14 protein-coding genes are annotated in these 14409 nt (G+C 69.7%); 5 read left to right on the top strand and 9 right to left on the bottom strand.

Going from position 1 to position 14409, the window contains the following annotated elements; all coding sequences use genetic code 11:
* Positions 1–7: 7 nt before the first annotated feature.
* From Q0812_RS00905 to ada, 7 genes are all read right to left on the bottom strand, one after another.
* Complete coding sequence (locus Q0812_RS00905) at positions 8–571, bottom strand: DUF3035 domain-containing protein (protein WP_302108409.1); 564 nt, start codon at positions 569–571, stop codon at positions 8–10.
* A 54-nt stretch (positions 572–625) separates the two neighbouring features.
* A complete protein-coding gene (gene lspA / locus Q0812_RS00910; protein WP_302108410.1) occupies positions 626–1174 on the bottom strand; it encodes a signal peptidase II in 549 nt (182 codons plus the stop codon).
* 9 nt (positions 1175–1183) lie between these two features.
* Positions 1184–4099 carry an isoleucine--tRNA ligase gene (gene ileS / locus Q0812_RS00915; protein WP_302108411.1) on the bottom strand — a complete coding sequence of 972 codons (2916 nt, stop codon included), beginning with the start codon at positions 4097–4099 and terminating at the stop codon, positions 1184–1186.
* A 175-nt stretch (positions 4100–4274) separates the two neighbouring features.
* Positions 4275–5216 (bottom strand): bifunctional riboflavin kinase/FAD synthetase, encoded by a 942-nt coding sequence (locus tag Q0812_RS00920; RefSeq protein ID WP_302108412.1) that lies wholly within the window; start codon positions 5214–5216, stop codon positions 4275–4277.
* A gap of 7 nt (positions 5217–5223) precedes the next feature.
* On the bottom strand, positions 5224–5670 hold the full coding sequence (locus Q0812_RS00925) for a MaoC family dehydratase (protein WP_302108413.1): 447 nt from the start codon (positions 5668–5670) through the stop codon (positions 5224–5226).
* A gap of 37 nt (positions 5671–5707) precedes the next feature.
* Complete coding sequence (locus Q0812_RS00930) at positions 5708–6541, bottom strand: TIGR01459 family HAD-type hydrolase (protein ID WP_302108414.1); 834 nt, start codon at positions 6539–6541, stop codon at positions 5708–5710.
* 9 nt (positions 6542–6550) lie between these two features.
* Complete coding sequence (gene ada, locus Q0812_RS00935) at positions 6551–7624, bottom strand: bifunctional DNA-binding transcriptional regulator/O6-methylguanine-DNA methyltransferase Ada (RefSeq protein ID WP_302108415.1); 1074 nt, start codon at positions 7622–7624, stop codon at positions 6551–6553.
* A 342-nt stretch (positions 7625–7966) separates the two neighbouring features.
* Here ada and Q0812_RS00940 point away from each other — a divergent pair, with 342 nt between their 5' ends.
* Complete coding sequence (locus Q0812_RS00940) at positions 7967–8320, top strand: hypothetical protein (RefSeq protein WP_302108416.1); 354 nt, start codon at positions 7967–7969, stop codon at positions 8318–8320.
* Between the two features lie 24 nt (positions 8321–8344).
* On the opposite strand, the gene tkt is transcribed toward Q0812_RS00940, so the two are convergent.
* Positions 8345–10327, bottom strand: a complete 1983-nt coding sequence (gene tkt, locus Q0812_RS00945) for a transketolase (protein ID WP_302108417.1) — start codon at positions 10325–10327, stop codon at positions 8345–8347.
* 118 nt (positions 10328–10445) lie between these two features.
* Here tkt and Q0812_RS00950 point away from each other — a divergent pair, with 118 nt between their 5' ends.
* Positions 10446–10697, top strand: coding sequence for a hypothetical protein (locus Q0812_RS00950; protein ID WP_302108418.1), 252 nt, complete (start codon positions 10446–10448; stop codon positions 10695–10697).
* Positions 10697–11017, top strand: a complete 321-nt coding sequence (locus Q0812_RS00955) for a cell division protein ZapA (RefSeq protein WP_302108419.1) — start codon at positions 10697–10699, stop codon at positions 11015–11017. The genes Q0812_RS00950 and Q0812_RS00955 overlap by 1 nt, the downstream gene beginning before the upstream one ends.
* 77 nt (positions 11018–11094) lie before the next feature.
* Here Q0812_RS00955 and Q0812_RS00960 read toward each other — a convergent pair whose 3' ends face one another.
* Entirely contained in the window at positions 11095–11559 is a 465-nt protein-coding gene (locus Q0812_RS00960) for a peptidase S1 (protein WP_302108420.1), read from the bottom strand.
* Positions 11560–11810: 251 nt separating this feature from the next.
* Between Q0812_RS00960 and Q0812_RS00965 the strand changes: the two genes are divergently transcribed.
* Positions 11811–13610 carry a long-chain-acyl-CoA synthetase gene (locus tag Q0812_RS00965; protein WP_302108421.1) on the top strand — a complete coding sequence of 600 codons (1800 nt, stop codon included), beginning with the start codon at positions 11811–11813 and terminating at the stop codon, positions 13608–13610.
* 154 nt (positions 13611–13764) lie between these two features.
* Entirely contained in the window at positions 13765–14409 is a 645-nt protein-coding gene (locus tag Q0812_RS00970) for a M23 family metallopeptidase (RefSeq protein ID WP_302108422.1), read from the top strand.

Here is a 14409-nt window from a genome sequence, read left to right on the forward strand (position 1 = left end):
CCTGGCCCTACATGCCCGGCAGCTTGATGCCGCCTTCCGAACGGCGGATGACCACGTCGCGGCCGCCGGTCAGGGCGCGCAGGCGCTCGGCTTCCGAAGCGGGGTCGATGACCAGGGTGCCGCCGCCGGGCGCCGCCGTGCTGGTGGCGCTCTGGGTGGACGGGTCGCCCCGGCGCCAGAACATCAGGCGGTCGGCGAAGGATTCCTGCTTGTGGGCCAGGTCGCCGACCTCGTCATCGATGACGAAGCGGGCCAGGGGATCGGCGCGGTCGGCGCCGGCCTGGCTGGCCAGGGCGCTCTCGGCGGCCGAGCGTTCAGCGGCGGCGCGCTGGCCCAGCAGCACCTGACGGGCCTCGCTCTCGGGGGCCAGCTCCTGCGGGCGCGGCTGGCCCGGACGCGGCGGCGTCAGGCCGTATTCCGGCGGCAGGGTCAGGGGCGCGGTCGACACGACCAGGAACTCGTCCGGCGTGATCTTGCTCACGCCCATCTGGTCGCGAAGGGTGTTGCAGCCCGAGGCCGCCAGGCTGGCGGCGCCGATGACGGCCACGGTCGAAAAGGCGCGAAGCTTCATTTCAGACTCCAGGTCGCCGGCCCCAGCCCTCGGGCGCGGCGAAGAGATCAGGTGTTACCGCGTTCCGGGCTCGACGCCAACCGGGTCGCCGCGCCGCAGGAAGAAGGAGTCGACGATGAGCAGGATCACGCCGACGGTGATGGCGCTGTCGGCCACATTGAACACCCACGGAAAGCGCAGGGCCGAGAAGTCGAGGAAGTCGATCACGGCCCCGACGCGAACCCGGTCGATGACGTTGCCCAGCGCTCCGCCCATGATCAGGCCGACGGCCAGGGCGAACAGCTCGTTCAGGAACCGCGCCGGCCCCGTGTGCACCGTCTTCAGCGGCTGGGGCCGCCAGACCCACACGGCCAGGGCGATGGCCACCCCCACCGAGAACAGCGACAGCAGCCAGCGGCTGGTCTCGCCGCCGGTCAGAAGACCGAACGAGACGCCACGGTTGTAGACCAGGCTCAGCTTGAAGAAGGGCAGCACGTCGATCTGGGCGCGCTGCAGCAGGTCAAGCCCGTGCAGCACCCAGGCCTTGGTGATCTGATCCAGCACGATGACGACGGCGGCCGTGACATAGGCGATCGCGGCCGAACGGGGCAGGGAAAGGCTCATGGCGCTCCCTTAGCCGTTGCCGTTCAGATGCGCCACGGCATCCTGACACCGGCCGCACAGACGCGTCTCGGCGTCGAAGTCCGGCATGCGCCGCCAGCAGCGGGCGCATTTTTCGCGTTCCAGCCGTCGGGTGATCGCTTGGACGTTCCGCCCTTCCAACACCACCTGATCATCAGGCAGCGCTGACACAGCTGCTCCACTGGTCCGGAACACTTCGGCTGCGTCCAAGTCTTCGAAAGCAGCCACGTAGCCGGGATCACCGATCCGGACAAAGGATTCTGCGTCGAGAGAACCACCGATGATCTTGTCGCGCCGCATGACTTCGAGCTCGGCGTTCACCACCTCAAGCACAGCTTCGATCTTTGCCCACCGCTCCGCCTCGGCGTCGTTGCGCCACGCCTCCGGCGTCTCCGGCAGCACGCGCAGGCAGTTGGAGCCGCCGTCCGGGAAGCGCGTCGCCCAGGCCTCGTCCATGGTGAAGGGGGTGATCGGCGCCAGCCAGGCGGTCAGGCGCATGAAAACCTCGTCCATCACCGTGCGGGCCGCGCGGCGGCGGATCGCGTCGGGCCGGTCGCAGTAGAGGCTGTCCTTGCGGATGTCGAAATACAGGGCCGACAGGTCGCCCGAGCAGAACTCGAGCACACCGCGCACCACGTCCTGGAAGCGATACTCGGCGTAGGCCTTGCGGACCTGGCCGTCGAGCTCCCACAGGCGGTGCAGGATGTAGCGCTCCAGCGGCGGGAATTGCTCAAGGTCCGTCAGCCGCTCGGCCTCGTCGAAGCCGGCCAGCGCGCCCAGCAGATAGCGCACCGTGTTCCGCAGCTTGCGGTAGGCGTCGACCGTGGTCTGCAGGATCTGCTTCCCGATGCGCTGATCCTCGGCGTAGTCCACCAGGGCGGCCCACAGGCGCAGGATGTCGGCACCGGACTCCTTGATGACCGCCTGGGGCTCGACCGTATTGCCCCGCGACTTGGACATCTTCTCGCCGTTCTCATCCAGGGTGAAGCCGTGGGTGAGCACCGCCCTGTAGGGCGCCCGGCCGCGCGTGCCGCAGGCCTCAAGCAGGGAGGACTGGAACCAGCCGCGGTGCTGGTCCGAGCCCTCCAGATACAGGTCCGCCGGCCAGTGGCTGTCGTCGCGGCCCTCGATGGTGAAGGCGTGGGTGCAGCCGGAATCGAACCAGACGTCGAGGATGTCCTCGACCTTCTCGTACCGCTCCGGGTCGTGCACGCCCAGGAAGTCTGACGCGGGCCGCGTGAACCAGGCGTCGGCGCCCTCCGCGCGGATGGCCTCGACGATGCGGCGGTCCACCTCCGGGTCGTGCAGCGGCTGGCCCGTGTGCTTGTCCACGAACATGGCAAGGGGCGTGCCCCAGGCGCGCTGGCGGCTGATCAGCCAGTCGGGGCGGCCCTCGACCATGGAGCGGATGCGGTTGCGGCCAGCCTCGGGATGGAAGGCGGTGGCGTCCAGGGCCTCCAGCGCCCGTTCGCGCAGCGTGCCGTCGCCGTCCAGCGGCTTGTCCATGCGGACGAACCACTGCGGCGTGTTGCGGAAGATGACCGGCGCCTTGGACCGCCACGAGTGGGGATAGGAATGCTCCAGCCGCCCGCGCGCGAGCAGGGCGCCCGCCTCGATCAGCTTTTCGGTGACGGCGGCGTTGGCCGGGCCGAACTTGCCGGTCTTCTTGCCCTCGGTCTCCAGCACCTTGAGGCCGCCGAACAGGGGGACATGCTCGAAATAGGCGCCGTCCGCATCAACGGTCTCGGGCACCTCGTGATGACCGTGCTCTCGCCAGACGGCGTAGTCGTCCGCGCCGTGGCCGGGCGCGGTGTGCACGAAACCCGTGCCGGCGTCGTCGGTGACGTGATCGCCGGACAGCAGCGGCACCGAGAAGCCATAGCCGGGATGCAGGGGCGCCAAGGGGTGCGCGCACTCCAGCCCGGACGGATTGATCGACCCCAGCCGATCGTACTTCGCCACCTTGGCGGCGGACATGACGTCAGAGGCCAGCTTGTCGGCCAGGATCAGCCGGTCGCCCGGCCTGGCCCAGGGCTGGAACTCCAGTCCCTCCTCCAGCGCCTGCACCTCATAGAGGCCGTACTCGATCTCGGGACCGTAGCTGATGGCCCGGTTGGCCGGGATGGTCCACGGCGTCGTCGTCCAGATGACCACGCTGGGCGTGGCGTGCCTGAAGGCCAGAAGGTCGTCGTCGTGATGGTCCGTCGCGCCGGTGACCGGGAACTTCACCCACACCGTGGGGCTGACGTGCGGGTGGTACTCAACCTCGGCCTCGGCCAGGGCGGTGCGCTCGACCGGGCTCCACATGACCGGCTTGGAGCCGCGGTACAGCTGGTCCGAGTTCTTGAAGCGGTGGAACTCCGAGACGATGGTCGCCTCGGTGGCGTAGTCCATGGTGGCGTAGCGGTTGGCCCAGTCGCCCAGCACGCCCAGGCGCTTGAACTCTTCCCTCTGGGCCTCGATCCAGCCGGCGGCGTAGTCGCGGCAGGCGGCGCGGAACTCGGCCTTGGAGACCTCGTCCTTGCGCCGGCCCTTGGCCCGGAACTGCTCCTCGATCTTCCACTCGATGGGCAGGCCGTGACAGTCCCAGCCGGGCACGTAGTCCACGTCCTTGCCCAGCAGGAACTGCGAGCGGACGACGAAGTCCTTGAGGATCTTGTTCAGCGCGTGCCCGATGTGGATGGCCCCGTTGGCATAGGGCGGCCCGTCGTGCAGCACGAACAGCTCGGCGCCCCGGCTCTGGCGGGCCTTGCGCAGCGCGCCGTACAGGTCGCCCCACTGGTCAAGGATCAGCGGCTCCTTTTGCGGCAGCCCGCCGCGCATGGGGAAGGGCGTCTCCGGCAGGAAGACGGTGGAGCGGTAGTCCGGCTCGTCGGGATTCGGGGTCGGGGTCTGGGCGTCGGCCATGGCGGGTGTACTCGATGGTCTCGATGGTCGTTCGGGGCGAAGTGGGCTTTACCCGGCGCAGCCGCGGCCTGGCCGACGGCTTACGCCGGGCGGCTAATCGAAATCGAGCGGGCGTCGCGAACGGTCATGGGGTTGCTGTAACAGGGGCCGCACCGGTGGGGAAGGGAGAAGGCCGTCAGCCCTGCAGCACCCGCCGGGCCTGGACCGCGTCTCGGGCGATCTGGTCCTTGAGCGTGTCGAGATCGGCGAACTTCGCCTCGGGCCGCAGGAAGGCGATCAGCTCCACCTCCACCACCTGGCCGTAGAGATCGCCGTCGAAGTCGAATAGCCAGACTTCAAGCAGGGGTTCGGGCGTCTCGAACATGGGCCGCACGCCCAGGCTGGCGACGCCGTCCAGCACGCGCCCGTCGGGCAGGCGCATGCGCGCCGCATAAATGCCGAAGCGCGGCCGCACATAGTCGTCCAGCGCGATGTTGGCCGTGGGATAGCCCAGCTCGCGCCCTCGCTTGTCGCCGTGGATGACCTCGCCCTCAATGGCGAAGGGACGGCCCAGAATCTCGGCGGCGCGGGCCGGATCGCCCGCCTTCAGCGCCTCGCGCACCGCCGAGGAGGACAGCTTGTCCCCGCCGGGTCCGGCCTGCACCGGCGGCGTCACTGACGCGGTGAAGCCGAAGCGGCGGCCATACTCGCGCAGCAGGTCGGGCGAGCCGGTTCGGCCCTTGCCGAAGGTGATGTCAAAGCCCGCCGCCACGTGGCGCGCGCCCAGCCCCTCGGCCAATACCCGTTGGGCGAAGGCCTCGTCCGTCATCTCCGCCAGCTCGGCGTCGAAGGGGATCAGATACAGCCGCTCGACCCCCAGGGCGCTCATGGCGCGGGCGTCCTGCCCGACCGAGGCGACGCGGAACGGCTCGGCCTCGGGCTGGAACCAGCGGCGCGGATGCGGGTCGAAGCTGATGACCCCGGCCGGTACGCCCAGGGCCGCCGCCGCGGCCACCGCCTCGCCGATAACGCGCTGGTGGCCCAGATGGACGCCGTCGAAGTTGCCCAGCGCCACGGCGGCGCCGCGCAGCCGCTCGGGCAGGTTCTTCCAGCCCCGGATGATTTCAATGTCGGCCACGGCGCCGCTAGTCGCGGTTGCGGCGCTTGCGCGGCACGCGGATGACGGCTTCGCCGTCCAGCACCGGCTCGCCGTCCACAAGGCACTCGGTCTTGAGAGTCACGCGGGCGCTGGCCTGGTCGATGTCGATGACGGTGACGCGCGCCGTCACCTGATCTCCGATGCGCACGGGCTTATGGAAGGCCACGGTCTGCTGCAGATAAATGGAGCCCGGCCCGGGCAGTCGGGTGCCCACCACGGCTGACACAAACGACGCCGACAGCAGGCCGTGGGCGATGCGGCCGCGATACGCCGTGCGGCTGGCATAGGCTTCGTCCATATGCACCGGGTTGAAGTCGTCCGACGCCTCGGCGAAGCGCTGGATGCGGTCTTCGGTGATCTCGCGCACCAGCGCCTCGGTCTGGCCGACCGACAGCTCATCAAGGATGTAGCCCTGGAAATCCGTCTCGCTCATGGGGCGGATTTAGCGCGGGGCGCCCGAATTGGCGAGCCTACCACCTCAGGGCCGGCATGACCCAGCGGGCCGAAAGGCCGTGCCGCTCCAGCAGCTCCGCCGCCTCGCCCTCGTCGCGGTGCAGCCCGCCCGAAATGAACAGCACGTCCAGCCCCTGGTCATTCCCGCCCTTCACATCGGTGGGCAGGCCATCGCCGATGCACAGCACCCGGGCCGGGTCCACGTCGCGGCCCGTGATCCGCTCAGCCTCGGCCAGGCAGGCGCGATAGATGGGTGCGAAGGGCTTCCCGGCCATGACCACCTTGCCGCCGAGGCTCTCATAAACGTCGGCCAGGGCGCCCGCGCACCAGATCAGATGATCGCCCCGGTGAACCTTCCGGTCGGGGTTGGCGCAGATCATCTCCAGCCCCCGCTCCGCGCAGGCGGCCAGCGCCTCGCGGTAGTCCTGGGGGTCGTCCTTCTCGTCATCATAGAGACCGGTGCAGCTGATGAAGGCCGCGCTGTCGGCCGAGGGCAGGGGCGTGATCCCCGTGCCCTCGTAGAGCGCCAGGTCGCGCTCGGGCCCCAGGGCCCAGGCCCCCGCCGGCCCGCGGGCCTTCAGCTCGGCGCGCGTGGCGTCGCCTGACGAGACAAAGCCGTCCCAGACCTGGCGCGGAACCTTCAGCGCCTCCAGCTGGGGCAGGATGTCGGACGAGGGGCGCGGGGCGTTGGTGATCAGCACGACCGCACCGCCCTGATCGCGCCAGTTCATCAGGGCTTCGCAGGCGGCGGGATGGCGCTCGCAGCCGTTGTGGATCACGCCCCACACGTCGCACAGCAGCACGTCGTAATCGCCGGTCAGGCGGGAAAGGCCGGAAAGCTGGTCAGTCATGCCCGCTGGTTAGCGGGCCTTGGCCTCGCGCGCCAGCAGGGCCCGCTTGCGGTCCGTGCCATAGGCGTAGCCGGTCAGCGACCCGTCAGAGCCCACCACGCGGTGGCAGGGAACGATGACGCAGATCGGGTTGGCCCCGCAGGCCGCGCCCACGGCCCGGGCCGCGCTCGGCTTGCCGATCTCGGCGGCCAGGCGGCCATAGGTCCAGGTCTCGCCAGCCGGAATGCGCCGCAGCGCCTCCCACACTCGCCGTTGAAAGGCCGTGCCGCGGATGTCGAGCGGCAGGCCGTCCATGGGGCGCGCGGGCTCGTCGATCAGCCGAACCACCGCCTCGAGATGACCCTTCAGTCGCGCATCGCCGGGGTCCACCTCGGCCTCTGGGAAGCGCAGGGTGAAGCGCTCCATCAGGGCCTCCCCCGAGTCGCCCAACTCGATGGCGCAGACGCCCCGCTCGGTCGCCGCCACCAGCACCCAGCCCAGCGAGCAGGGGGCTGTCGCCGCCCTGATCGACAGCCCCGCGCCCTTGCCGCGCCACTGGCTGGGCGTGGCCCCGAAGCGGGCATGGGCCTTGTCGTAGAAGCGGCTGGGCGCGCCGTATCCGGAATCGTAGATGGCCTCGGTGATGCTGGCGCCCTCGGTCAGAGCCGCCTTGGCGCGGCGATCCCTGACCTCGGCGGCATAGGCGGCGGGCGTCACGCCCAGCCGCGCCTTGAACAGGCGGTGGAAGTGGTGTGGCGACAGACCCGCGCGCCGGGCCAGCTCGATCAGCGGCGGCGTCTCCTCGGCCGTCTCGATCAGGCGGCAGGCGCGCTCAATGGCCTCGTCGTCGGGCGCGGCCTCATCGGGGCGGCAGCGCAGGCAGGCGCGATAGCCGGCGGCCCGCGCCTCGGCCGTCGTCCAGAAGAAGCTGACGTTCTCCGGCTTGGGCATGCGCGCCGGACAGCCGGGACGACAGTAGATGCCGGTGGTCTTCACCGCGCCCACGAAGGCGCCGCGCATGGATTTGTCCTTGCGCGCAAAGGCGGCGTAGCAGGTCGCGTGGTCCAGGGGCTGGGCGGGCGTGTCGAGCATGGGCGCGTTCATGGCGCACACCCTAGGCCCGCCGGTCAAGCAGCGGCGTCCCGGCCCTTGCGGTCAATGTCCCTCGGCTAGACCTAGCGACCCCTCAGGGTTGCAGTGCTTGGGATGATGCCCTCAAGATAAGCCACAAGGGGGGACGGGTTCATGCAGCGAAGCGTCTTGATCTTGTGCGTGGCTATGGGATTGGGAGCGTGTGAGCGTATTCCAGGGACGGAGGCTCACACGATTGCGAAGGGCCAACGGGTAGCTGCAGACCTCCTGATAGATCCCTCGTCAGCACAGTTTCGACGCAGCGTCCTTAGAAAAGGTCCTGGTGACTCTGGCGGTGAGGGACCGCGACGCGTGGTGTGCGGGGAGATCAACGGGAAGAACCGCAATGGTGCATACGTCGGCTTTACTCGCTTTTTGGCCGACCCCGATGGCACCGAAGCGCTCCTAGAGCCCCTAGTCCTCTCATCAGAGGAGGAGCGCGACCGAGCAGCCGAGCGCTGCCGTAGGCACGAAGGCGAGCGCTTTTACAGCGAGGTCCAGAGAGACCTCGCCGTCATGGATTGCGAACGCGCAAGGGACCTTGCAGAAGAGTACGTTCAACTCGCCGAGTTCGATCTCACTTATGCGGCACTCTGCGAAGTCGACGAAGCAAACGATCGGGCCGATGGCCAGGCCGAGAGCGGTTCGACCAGCGAGAGCCGTTCCTAACCGAGGCTCACCCGCGAAAAGCCATTACAGCCTCGCGCGCACCTGGTCGGCCACCGCCTCGGCGGTGATGCCGAAGTGACGATACAGGTCGGGCGCCGGGGCGCTGGCGCCGAAGCTGGACATGCCGACAAAGCCGCCGTCCGTTCCGATGACCGCGTCCCAGCCCAGGCGCACGCCGGCCTCGATGGCCACGCGCACGCCGTCGCCGACGACCTCGTCGCGGTAAGCCTTGGGCTGGGCCAGGAACAGCTCCAGGCTGGGCACGGAGACGACGCGGGTGCGCACGCCCTCGGCCTCAAGCATGCGCTGGGCCTCCAGCGCGAGGGCCACCTCGGTCCCCGTGGCGAACAGGGTCGCCATGGCGGGGCCGGAGGCGGGCGCCAGCTCATAGGCGCCGTGGGCGCAGGGATTGCCCTGCATCGCGCGGGTGCGGACGCCCGGCGTCTTCTGCCGCGACAGGGCCAGCAGGGTCGGTCCGTCCCTGCGCTCCAGCGCCAGCTTCCAGCACTCCATGGTCTCGACCACGTCGGCGGGGCGGAAGACGCGCAGGTTCGGCATGGCGCGAAGGCTGGCCAGGTGCTCGACCGGCTGGTGCGTCGGGCCGTCCTCGCCCAGGCCGATGGAGTCGTGCGTCATCACATGCACCACCCGCACACCCATCAGGGCGCCCAGGCGGATGGCCGGGCGGCTGTAGTCCGAAAACACCATGAAGGTGCCGCCATAGGGGATGACCCCGCCGTGCAGGGCCATGCCGTTCATGGCGGCGGCCATGCCGTGCTCGCGCACGCCCCAGTTCACGTAGCGGCCGGCGTAGTCCGGCGCGTCAAAGGTCTGGGTTCCCTTGACGAAGGTGTTGTTCGAACCCGTCAGGTCGGCCGAGCCGCCGAACAGTTCCGGGACCTGGCCGAACAGGGCGTCCAGCGCCAGGCCCGAAGCCGCGCGCGTGGGCTGGGCCGTGCCCGCCGCAGTGTGCTCGGCGATGGCGGCGTCCAGCCGGGCGAAGGCGCCCTCGGGCAGGGCGCCGGAGACCGCACGCTCGAACTCGGCCGCACGGCCGCTGTCGGACAGGCGCGCCTGCCAGGCCTTGCGCAGGCGGGCGCCCTTGCGGCCCGCCGCCTTCCAGGCGCGCGCCACGTCCTCGGGAATTTCGAAGGGGTCGTGCTCCCAGCCGAGGCCCAGGCGGGTGGCGGCGATCTCGGCCGCGCCCAGGGCCGCGCCGTGGGTCTTGTGGCTGCCCTCCATGGTGGCGGCGCCGCGCCCAATGCGGGTGCGGCAGGCGATCAGGGTCGGCTTGTCCTGGCGCGTGGCCCAGGCCATGGCGCGGCGGATCTGGCCCTCGTCGTGGCCGTCGATGCGCTTGACCGCCCAGCCGCAGGCCTTGAAGCGCGCCAGCTGGTCGGTGGCGTCCGACAGGCTGACGGCGCCGTCGATGGTGATCTCGTTGTCGTCCCACAGCACCGTCAGTCGGTTCAGCTGATAACGCCCGGCCAGGGCGATGGCCTCCTGGCTGACGCCCTCCATCAGACAGCCGTCGCCGGCGATGACCCAGGTCCGGTGATCCACCAGCTCGGGGCCGAATCGGGCCGCCATATGGCGCTCGGCCATGGCCATGCCGACGGCGGTGGCCAGCCCCTGGCCCAGCGGCCCGGTGGTGGTCTCGACGCCCGGCGTGTGGCCGTACTCGGGGTGGCCCGGCGTGTTCGAGCCCAGCTGACGGAAATCGGCCAGCGACTGGCTCGTGACGCCCTTGTATCCGGTCAGGTGCAGCAGGGCGTAGATCAGCATGGAGCCGTGGCCGGCTGACAGCACGAAGCGGTCGCGGTCGGCCCAGGCGGGCTGGCTTGCGTCGTACTTCAAGAACCTGGTGAACAGCACCGTCGCCACGTCGGCCATGCCCATGGGCATGCCGGGATGGCCTGAGTTCGCCTTTTCGACGGCGTCCATGGCCAGCACGCGGATGGCGTCGGCCATGCGGCGGGTCGAAGGTTTCGTGGACGTGGCGGCCATGGGGCGACCCCTTCGGTCTGGAGCGACGACTCTCGCGAAAGGGGCGCTTTACCCCAAGCGTCCGACAGGCTCTAGTAAGGGCCGCCCGAAACTGGCGGGATTCCTTGGACGCATCGCCATGACCCAGGCCACGGTCACTCCATCCTTGGACGAGGCCGCCCAGCGGCTGAACCGCGCCGTCGCCGCCCTGGAGGCGCGCGCCCGCGCCCTCAAGGCCGCCAAGGTCGCGCCGCCCGAAGACGACCTTTTCGCCGCCTCGCCCCAGGCCAATGGTCAAGACCCGGCCCTGCGCCAGGCGGCGGAAGAGGCCTCGGCCGCCCTGGCCGACGCCATCGCCGAGATCGAGCAGATGAAGCAGGGAGCCGTCTGATGGCGACGGTCTCTGTCCAGGTGAACGGCCGCACCTATCCGGTGGGCTGCGCCGACGGCCAGGAGCAGCGCGTGACGGCCCTGGCCGGCCGCTTCGACGCCGAGGTGCGCAAGGTCGCCGCCGAGGTGGGCCAGGTGGGCGAGATCCGCCTGTTTCTGATGGCGGCCCTGATCCTGGCCGACCAGCTGGCCGAGGCCGACGCCCGCGTGCTCAACGCCACCGCCGCCTTGCCCTCTAGCGCGGGCGACGGCGACGCCCGCGCCGCCGAGGCCCTCAATCGCGCCGCCGACGCCATCGAGAAGCTGACTGCGGGACTTTAGTCCGGGCGAAATCTCACCACGAAAAAGGGCGGCCCGCTCGGAGCCGCCCTTGATCAGTCGCAGATATGCGCCGCGCCTCAGCGGTGCATGACTTCCGAGATGGTCAGGGTGGCCGGCTCGATCGAGTTGCGGCCATAGGTGCCGATCCAGATGTCGTACTGGCCCGACTGCGGCTTGGCGAAGGCGACCCAGGGGTTCAGCCCCTCGCCGCTGTCGTCGTCGCAGTACCAGGTGCCGTCCGGCGCGTTGACCACCAGCGTCACGTCGGCGCTGGCGTGGGCCGAGATCCACAGGGGCAGGCTGGAGCCGGCCGTGTAGTTCAGGCGCACGTCGGGCGCGTTGGCGATCCAGCCCTGGCAGCTGTCGAAGCGGGTGGTGGCGTCGATGCCGCCGCCGGACCGCACCGACACGTCGTACGGGTCGGGCTGGAAGCCGGCGCGCAGGTTGACCGTGCCGTAGGTCGGGTTGCCCGTATAGTCCTGGGCTGCGGCGGCGCCGGCGCAAAGGCCCGCGGCCAGCAGAATGGCGGTGAAGGTGCGCATTGTGGTGATCCCCTATGTGGCCGCGCTCGCGGCGGTCCTGAAACGACGCCCCTGGAAAACACTCCTGTCGTTGATCGCGATCAAACCGCAAAGCCTCGGTCTTGAAAAGCGGCGGGCGGCGGAAGTCGTCGGAAACCCGCGTTTTTTGGGCCAGGTGTGTGCGACATTCCATACTCCGGCTGCGGTTGCGGTTGACCGCCGCCCGCCCGCCTTGCCATTCAGGGGATCAGTCGCAGGGAATCCGCTTCGCCATGAAGATGAGCACGCGCATCGGACGCGAGACCGCCTTCATCAAGGGAATCTCGCGCCTGTTCCGTCGCATCCGGCCCATCAGGCCCGACGGGACGGACCTGGTCTGCGACGACTGGGAAGAGGCGGTGGACCGCTGGCCCGAGAACGTCGCGGTCATCGGCGAGGACCGCCAGGTCACCTATCGCGAGCTGGACCTGATGGCCAACCGCTTCGGCCACTGGGCCAAGGGGCGCGGCCTTAGGAAGGGCGACGTCATCGCCCTGATGATCCCGAACCGCATCGAGTATCTGGCCGCCTGGATCGGCTTCTCCAAGGTCGGCGTGGTCACCGCCCTGGTGAACACCAACCTGACTGGTCAGGCCCTGGCCCACTGCCTCAAGATCGTCGGCGCCCGGCACCTGATCTGCGACTTCGAGACCTTCGAGGCGGGGGAAGAGGCGAAGGGCCGCATCACCGATCGCACCATCTCGCTGTGGGTGCTGGGCCTGCGGGCCGAGGACGAGACCAGCGAGCGCCGCGGCCTGGACACCCCGGTCAAGGGCGCCAGCGCCGTGCGGCCCGACCGGTCGCAGCGGGCCGGCATGACCAACAAGGACCTGGCCCTCTACATCTACACCTCGGGGACCACCGGCCTGCCCAAGGCCGCGCGCATCACGCACCAGCGGGCGCGCCTGTACATGCGCGCCTTCGCCGGAGCCACGGACGCGAACCAGACTGACCGCATCTACTGCGTCCTGCCGCTCTATCATTCCACCGGCGGCCTGTGCGGCGTCGGCGCGGCGCTGCTGAACGGGGGCGCCGTGGTGCTGCGCCGCCGCTTCTCGGCCAGCCAGTTCTGGACCGATGTGGCCGAAAAGGGCTGCACCATGTTCGTCTACATCGGCGAGCTGTGCCGCTATCTCCTGAACTCGCCGCCGCACCCGCTGGAGCGCCAGCATCGCTTACGCTTCGCCTTTGGCAACGGCCTGCGGCCCGAGGTCTGGCCCGCCTTCCAGGAACGCTTCGCCATACCGCGCATCATGGAGTTCTACGGCTCCACCGAGGGCAACGCCTCGCTGTTCAACTTCGACGGCAAGCCGGGCGCCATCGGCCGCATTCCCTGGTACCTCAAGAGCCGCATCAATGTGCGTCTGGTGCGCATGGACGAAGCGCATGCCGAGCCGCTGCGGGGCGCTGACGGCCTGTGTCGCGAAGCCGCTCCGGGCGAGATCGGCGAGGCCATCGGCCGCATCGGCGAGGGCGCCAAGTTCGAGTTCGGCGGCTATGCCGACCGCGCCGCCTCCGAGAAGAAGGTGCTCGAGGACGTCTTCAAGAAGGGCGACCGCTGGTTCCGCACGGGCGACCTGATGCGCATGGACCGGGACGGGTACTTCTACTTCGTCGACCGCATGGGCGACACCTTCCGCTGGAAGGGCGAGAACGTCTCCACCACCGAGGTGGCCGAGCGGCTGTCCGGCGCGCCGGGCGTGCAGGAGGTCATCGCCTACGGCGTTCCGGTCGAGGGGGCCGAGGGCAAGGCCGGCATGGTGGCCCTGCGCATCGACGGAAAGTTCGACCCCGCCGCCTTCGGTGAGCACGCCGACCGCGAGCTGCCGCCCTACGCCCGCCCGGCCTTCGTGCGCCTGCTCAGGAACGCGCCGGACACCACCGGCACCTTCAAGTACCGCAAGGTCGATCTGGAGCGCGAAGGCTGGTCCGAAGACGTGACCGATCCGCTCTATGTGCGCTCGGGCGACAAGTACGCCAAGCTGACCCCGGCGGCGCGCCGCAAGCTGGCCGAGGGCGCCCTGCGCCTTTGATAAGGCGGGGGTTCCGCCCCTGAGACGACCCGCCGCACCGCGCGGCCCCCTCAGCGCCCCATTTGCCCGGCACAACGACGTTCTCGCGAGCGGCCACACCTCTTGGCTCTCGCAATAGCTTGACAATCGTAGCGTTTTTAAGAGGCGTTTCTCCTTGAACAGCCCCACGAAAATCCTCGCGGCCTTTCTGGCCGTGACCGCCTCCGTCGTCGCCATCGGCGCCGCCTCGGCCCAGGTGCGCGAGCCCGGCTCGCCCATGCAGAAGGCCGTGGCCTTCCTGACCAAGCCCGCGCCCAAGACCGAGCTGGTGGCCGTGACCGCCTATGTCGGCAAGGACGTGGACGGCGACGGTGCGGCCGACTTCGTCAATCCCACGGGCAAGTCCGTGCGCCGGCACGACAGCTTCGGCCAAGGCCATTTCCACGCCTCGCGCGACGGCGGTTCGCGCCGCCACGCGGGCGTCGACTATCTGGCGGACGCCGGCCAGGCGGCCCAGGCGCCCATCTCAGGCTACGTCACCAAGATCGGCCAGACCTACGGCGATACGGCTCGCTACAAGTATGTCGAGATCAGCAATCCCGCCCTCGGCTATTCCGCGCGGGTCTTCTACGTGAACCCCACGGTCCAGGTCGGCCAGGCCGTCCGCGTCGGTCAGAGCGTGGGGCGCGTGCAGTCGCTGCAGGGGCGCTATCCCGGCATTTCGGACCACGTCCACCTGGAGGTGGCGCGCGCCGGCCGTCCGCTGGACGCCGCCACCCTGATCGCCGAGCAGACCCGCATGGTCGAGGTGCCGGCCTAA

The sequence above is a fragment of the Peiella sedimenti genome (assembly GCF_030504955.1).
GTDB lineage: Bacteria > Pseudomonadota > Alphaproteobacteria > Caulobacterales > Caulobacteraceae > Brevundimonas > Brevundimonas sedimenti.

What these genes read in the sequence shown, in the direction of transcription:
- Q0812_RS00930 (WP_302108414.1), bottom strand. Translation starts at nt 6,541, where the DNA reads ATGACTGACCAGCTTTCCGGCCTTTCCCGCCTGACCGGCGATTACGAC.
- ada (WP_302108415.1), bottom strand. Translation starts at nt 7,624, where the DNA reads ATGAACGCGCCCATGCTCGACACGCCCGCCCAGCCCCTGGACCACGCG.
- Q0812_RS00955 (WP_302108419.1), top strand. Translation starts at nt 10,697, where the DNA reads ATGGCGACGGTCTCTGTCCAGGTGAACGGCCGCACCTATCCGGTGGGC.
- Q0812_RS00905 (WP_302108409.1), bottom strand. Translation starts at nt 571, where the DNA reads ATGAAGCTTCGCGCCTTTTCGACCGTGGCCGTCATCGGCGCCGCCAGC.
- ileS (WP_302108411.1), bottom strand. Translation starts at nt 4,099, where the DNA reads ATGGCCGACGCCCAGACCCCGACCCCGAATCCCGACGAGCCGGACTAC.
- Q0812_RS00950 (WP_302108418.1), top strand. Translation starts at nt 10,446, where the DNA reads ATGACCCAGGCCACGGTCACTCCATCCTTGGACGAGGCCGCCCAGCGG.
- Q0812_RS00965 (WP_302108421.1), top strand. Translation starts at nt 11,811, where the DNA reads ATGAAGATGAGCACGCGCATCGGACGCGAGACCGCCTTCATCAAGGGA.
- Q0812_RS00925 (WP_302108413.1), bottom strand. Translation starts at nt 5,670, where the DNA reads ATGAGCGAGACGGATTTCCAGGGCTACATCCTTGATGAGCTGTCGGTC.
- Q0812_RS00960 (WP_302108420.1), bottom strand. Translation starts at nt 11,559, where the DNA reads ATGCGCACCTTCACCGCCATTCTGCTGGCCGCGGGCCTTTGCGCCGGC.
- tkt (WP_302108417.1), bottom strand. Translation starts at nt 10,327, where the DNA reads ATGGCCGCCACGTCCACGAAACCTTCGACCCGCCGCATGGCCGACGCC.
- lspA (WP_302108410.1), bottom strand. Translation starts at nt 1,174, where the DNA reads ATGAGCCTTTCCCTGCCCCGTTCGGCCGCGATCGCCTATGTCACGGCC.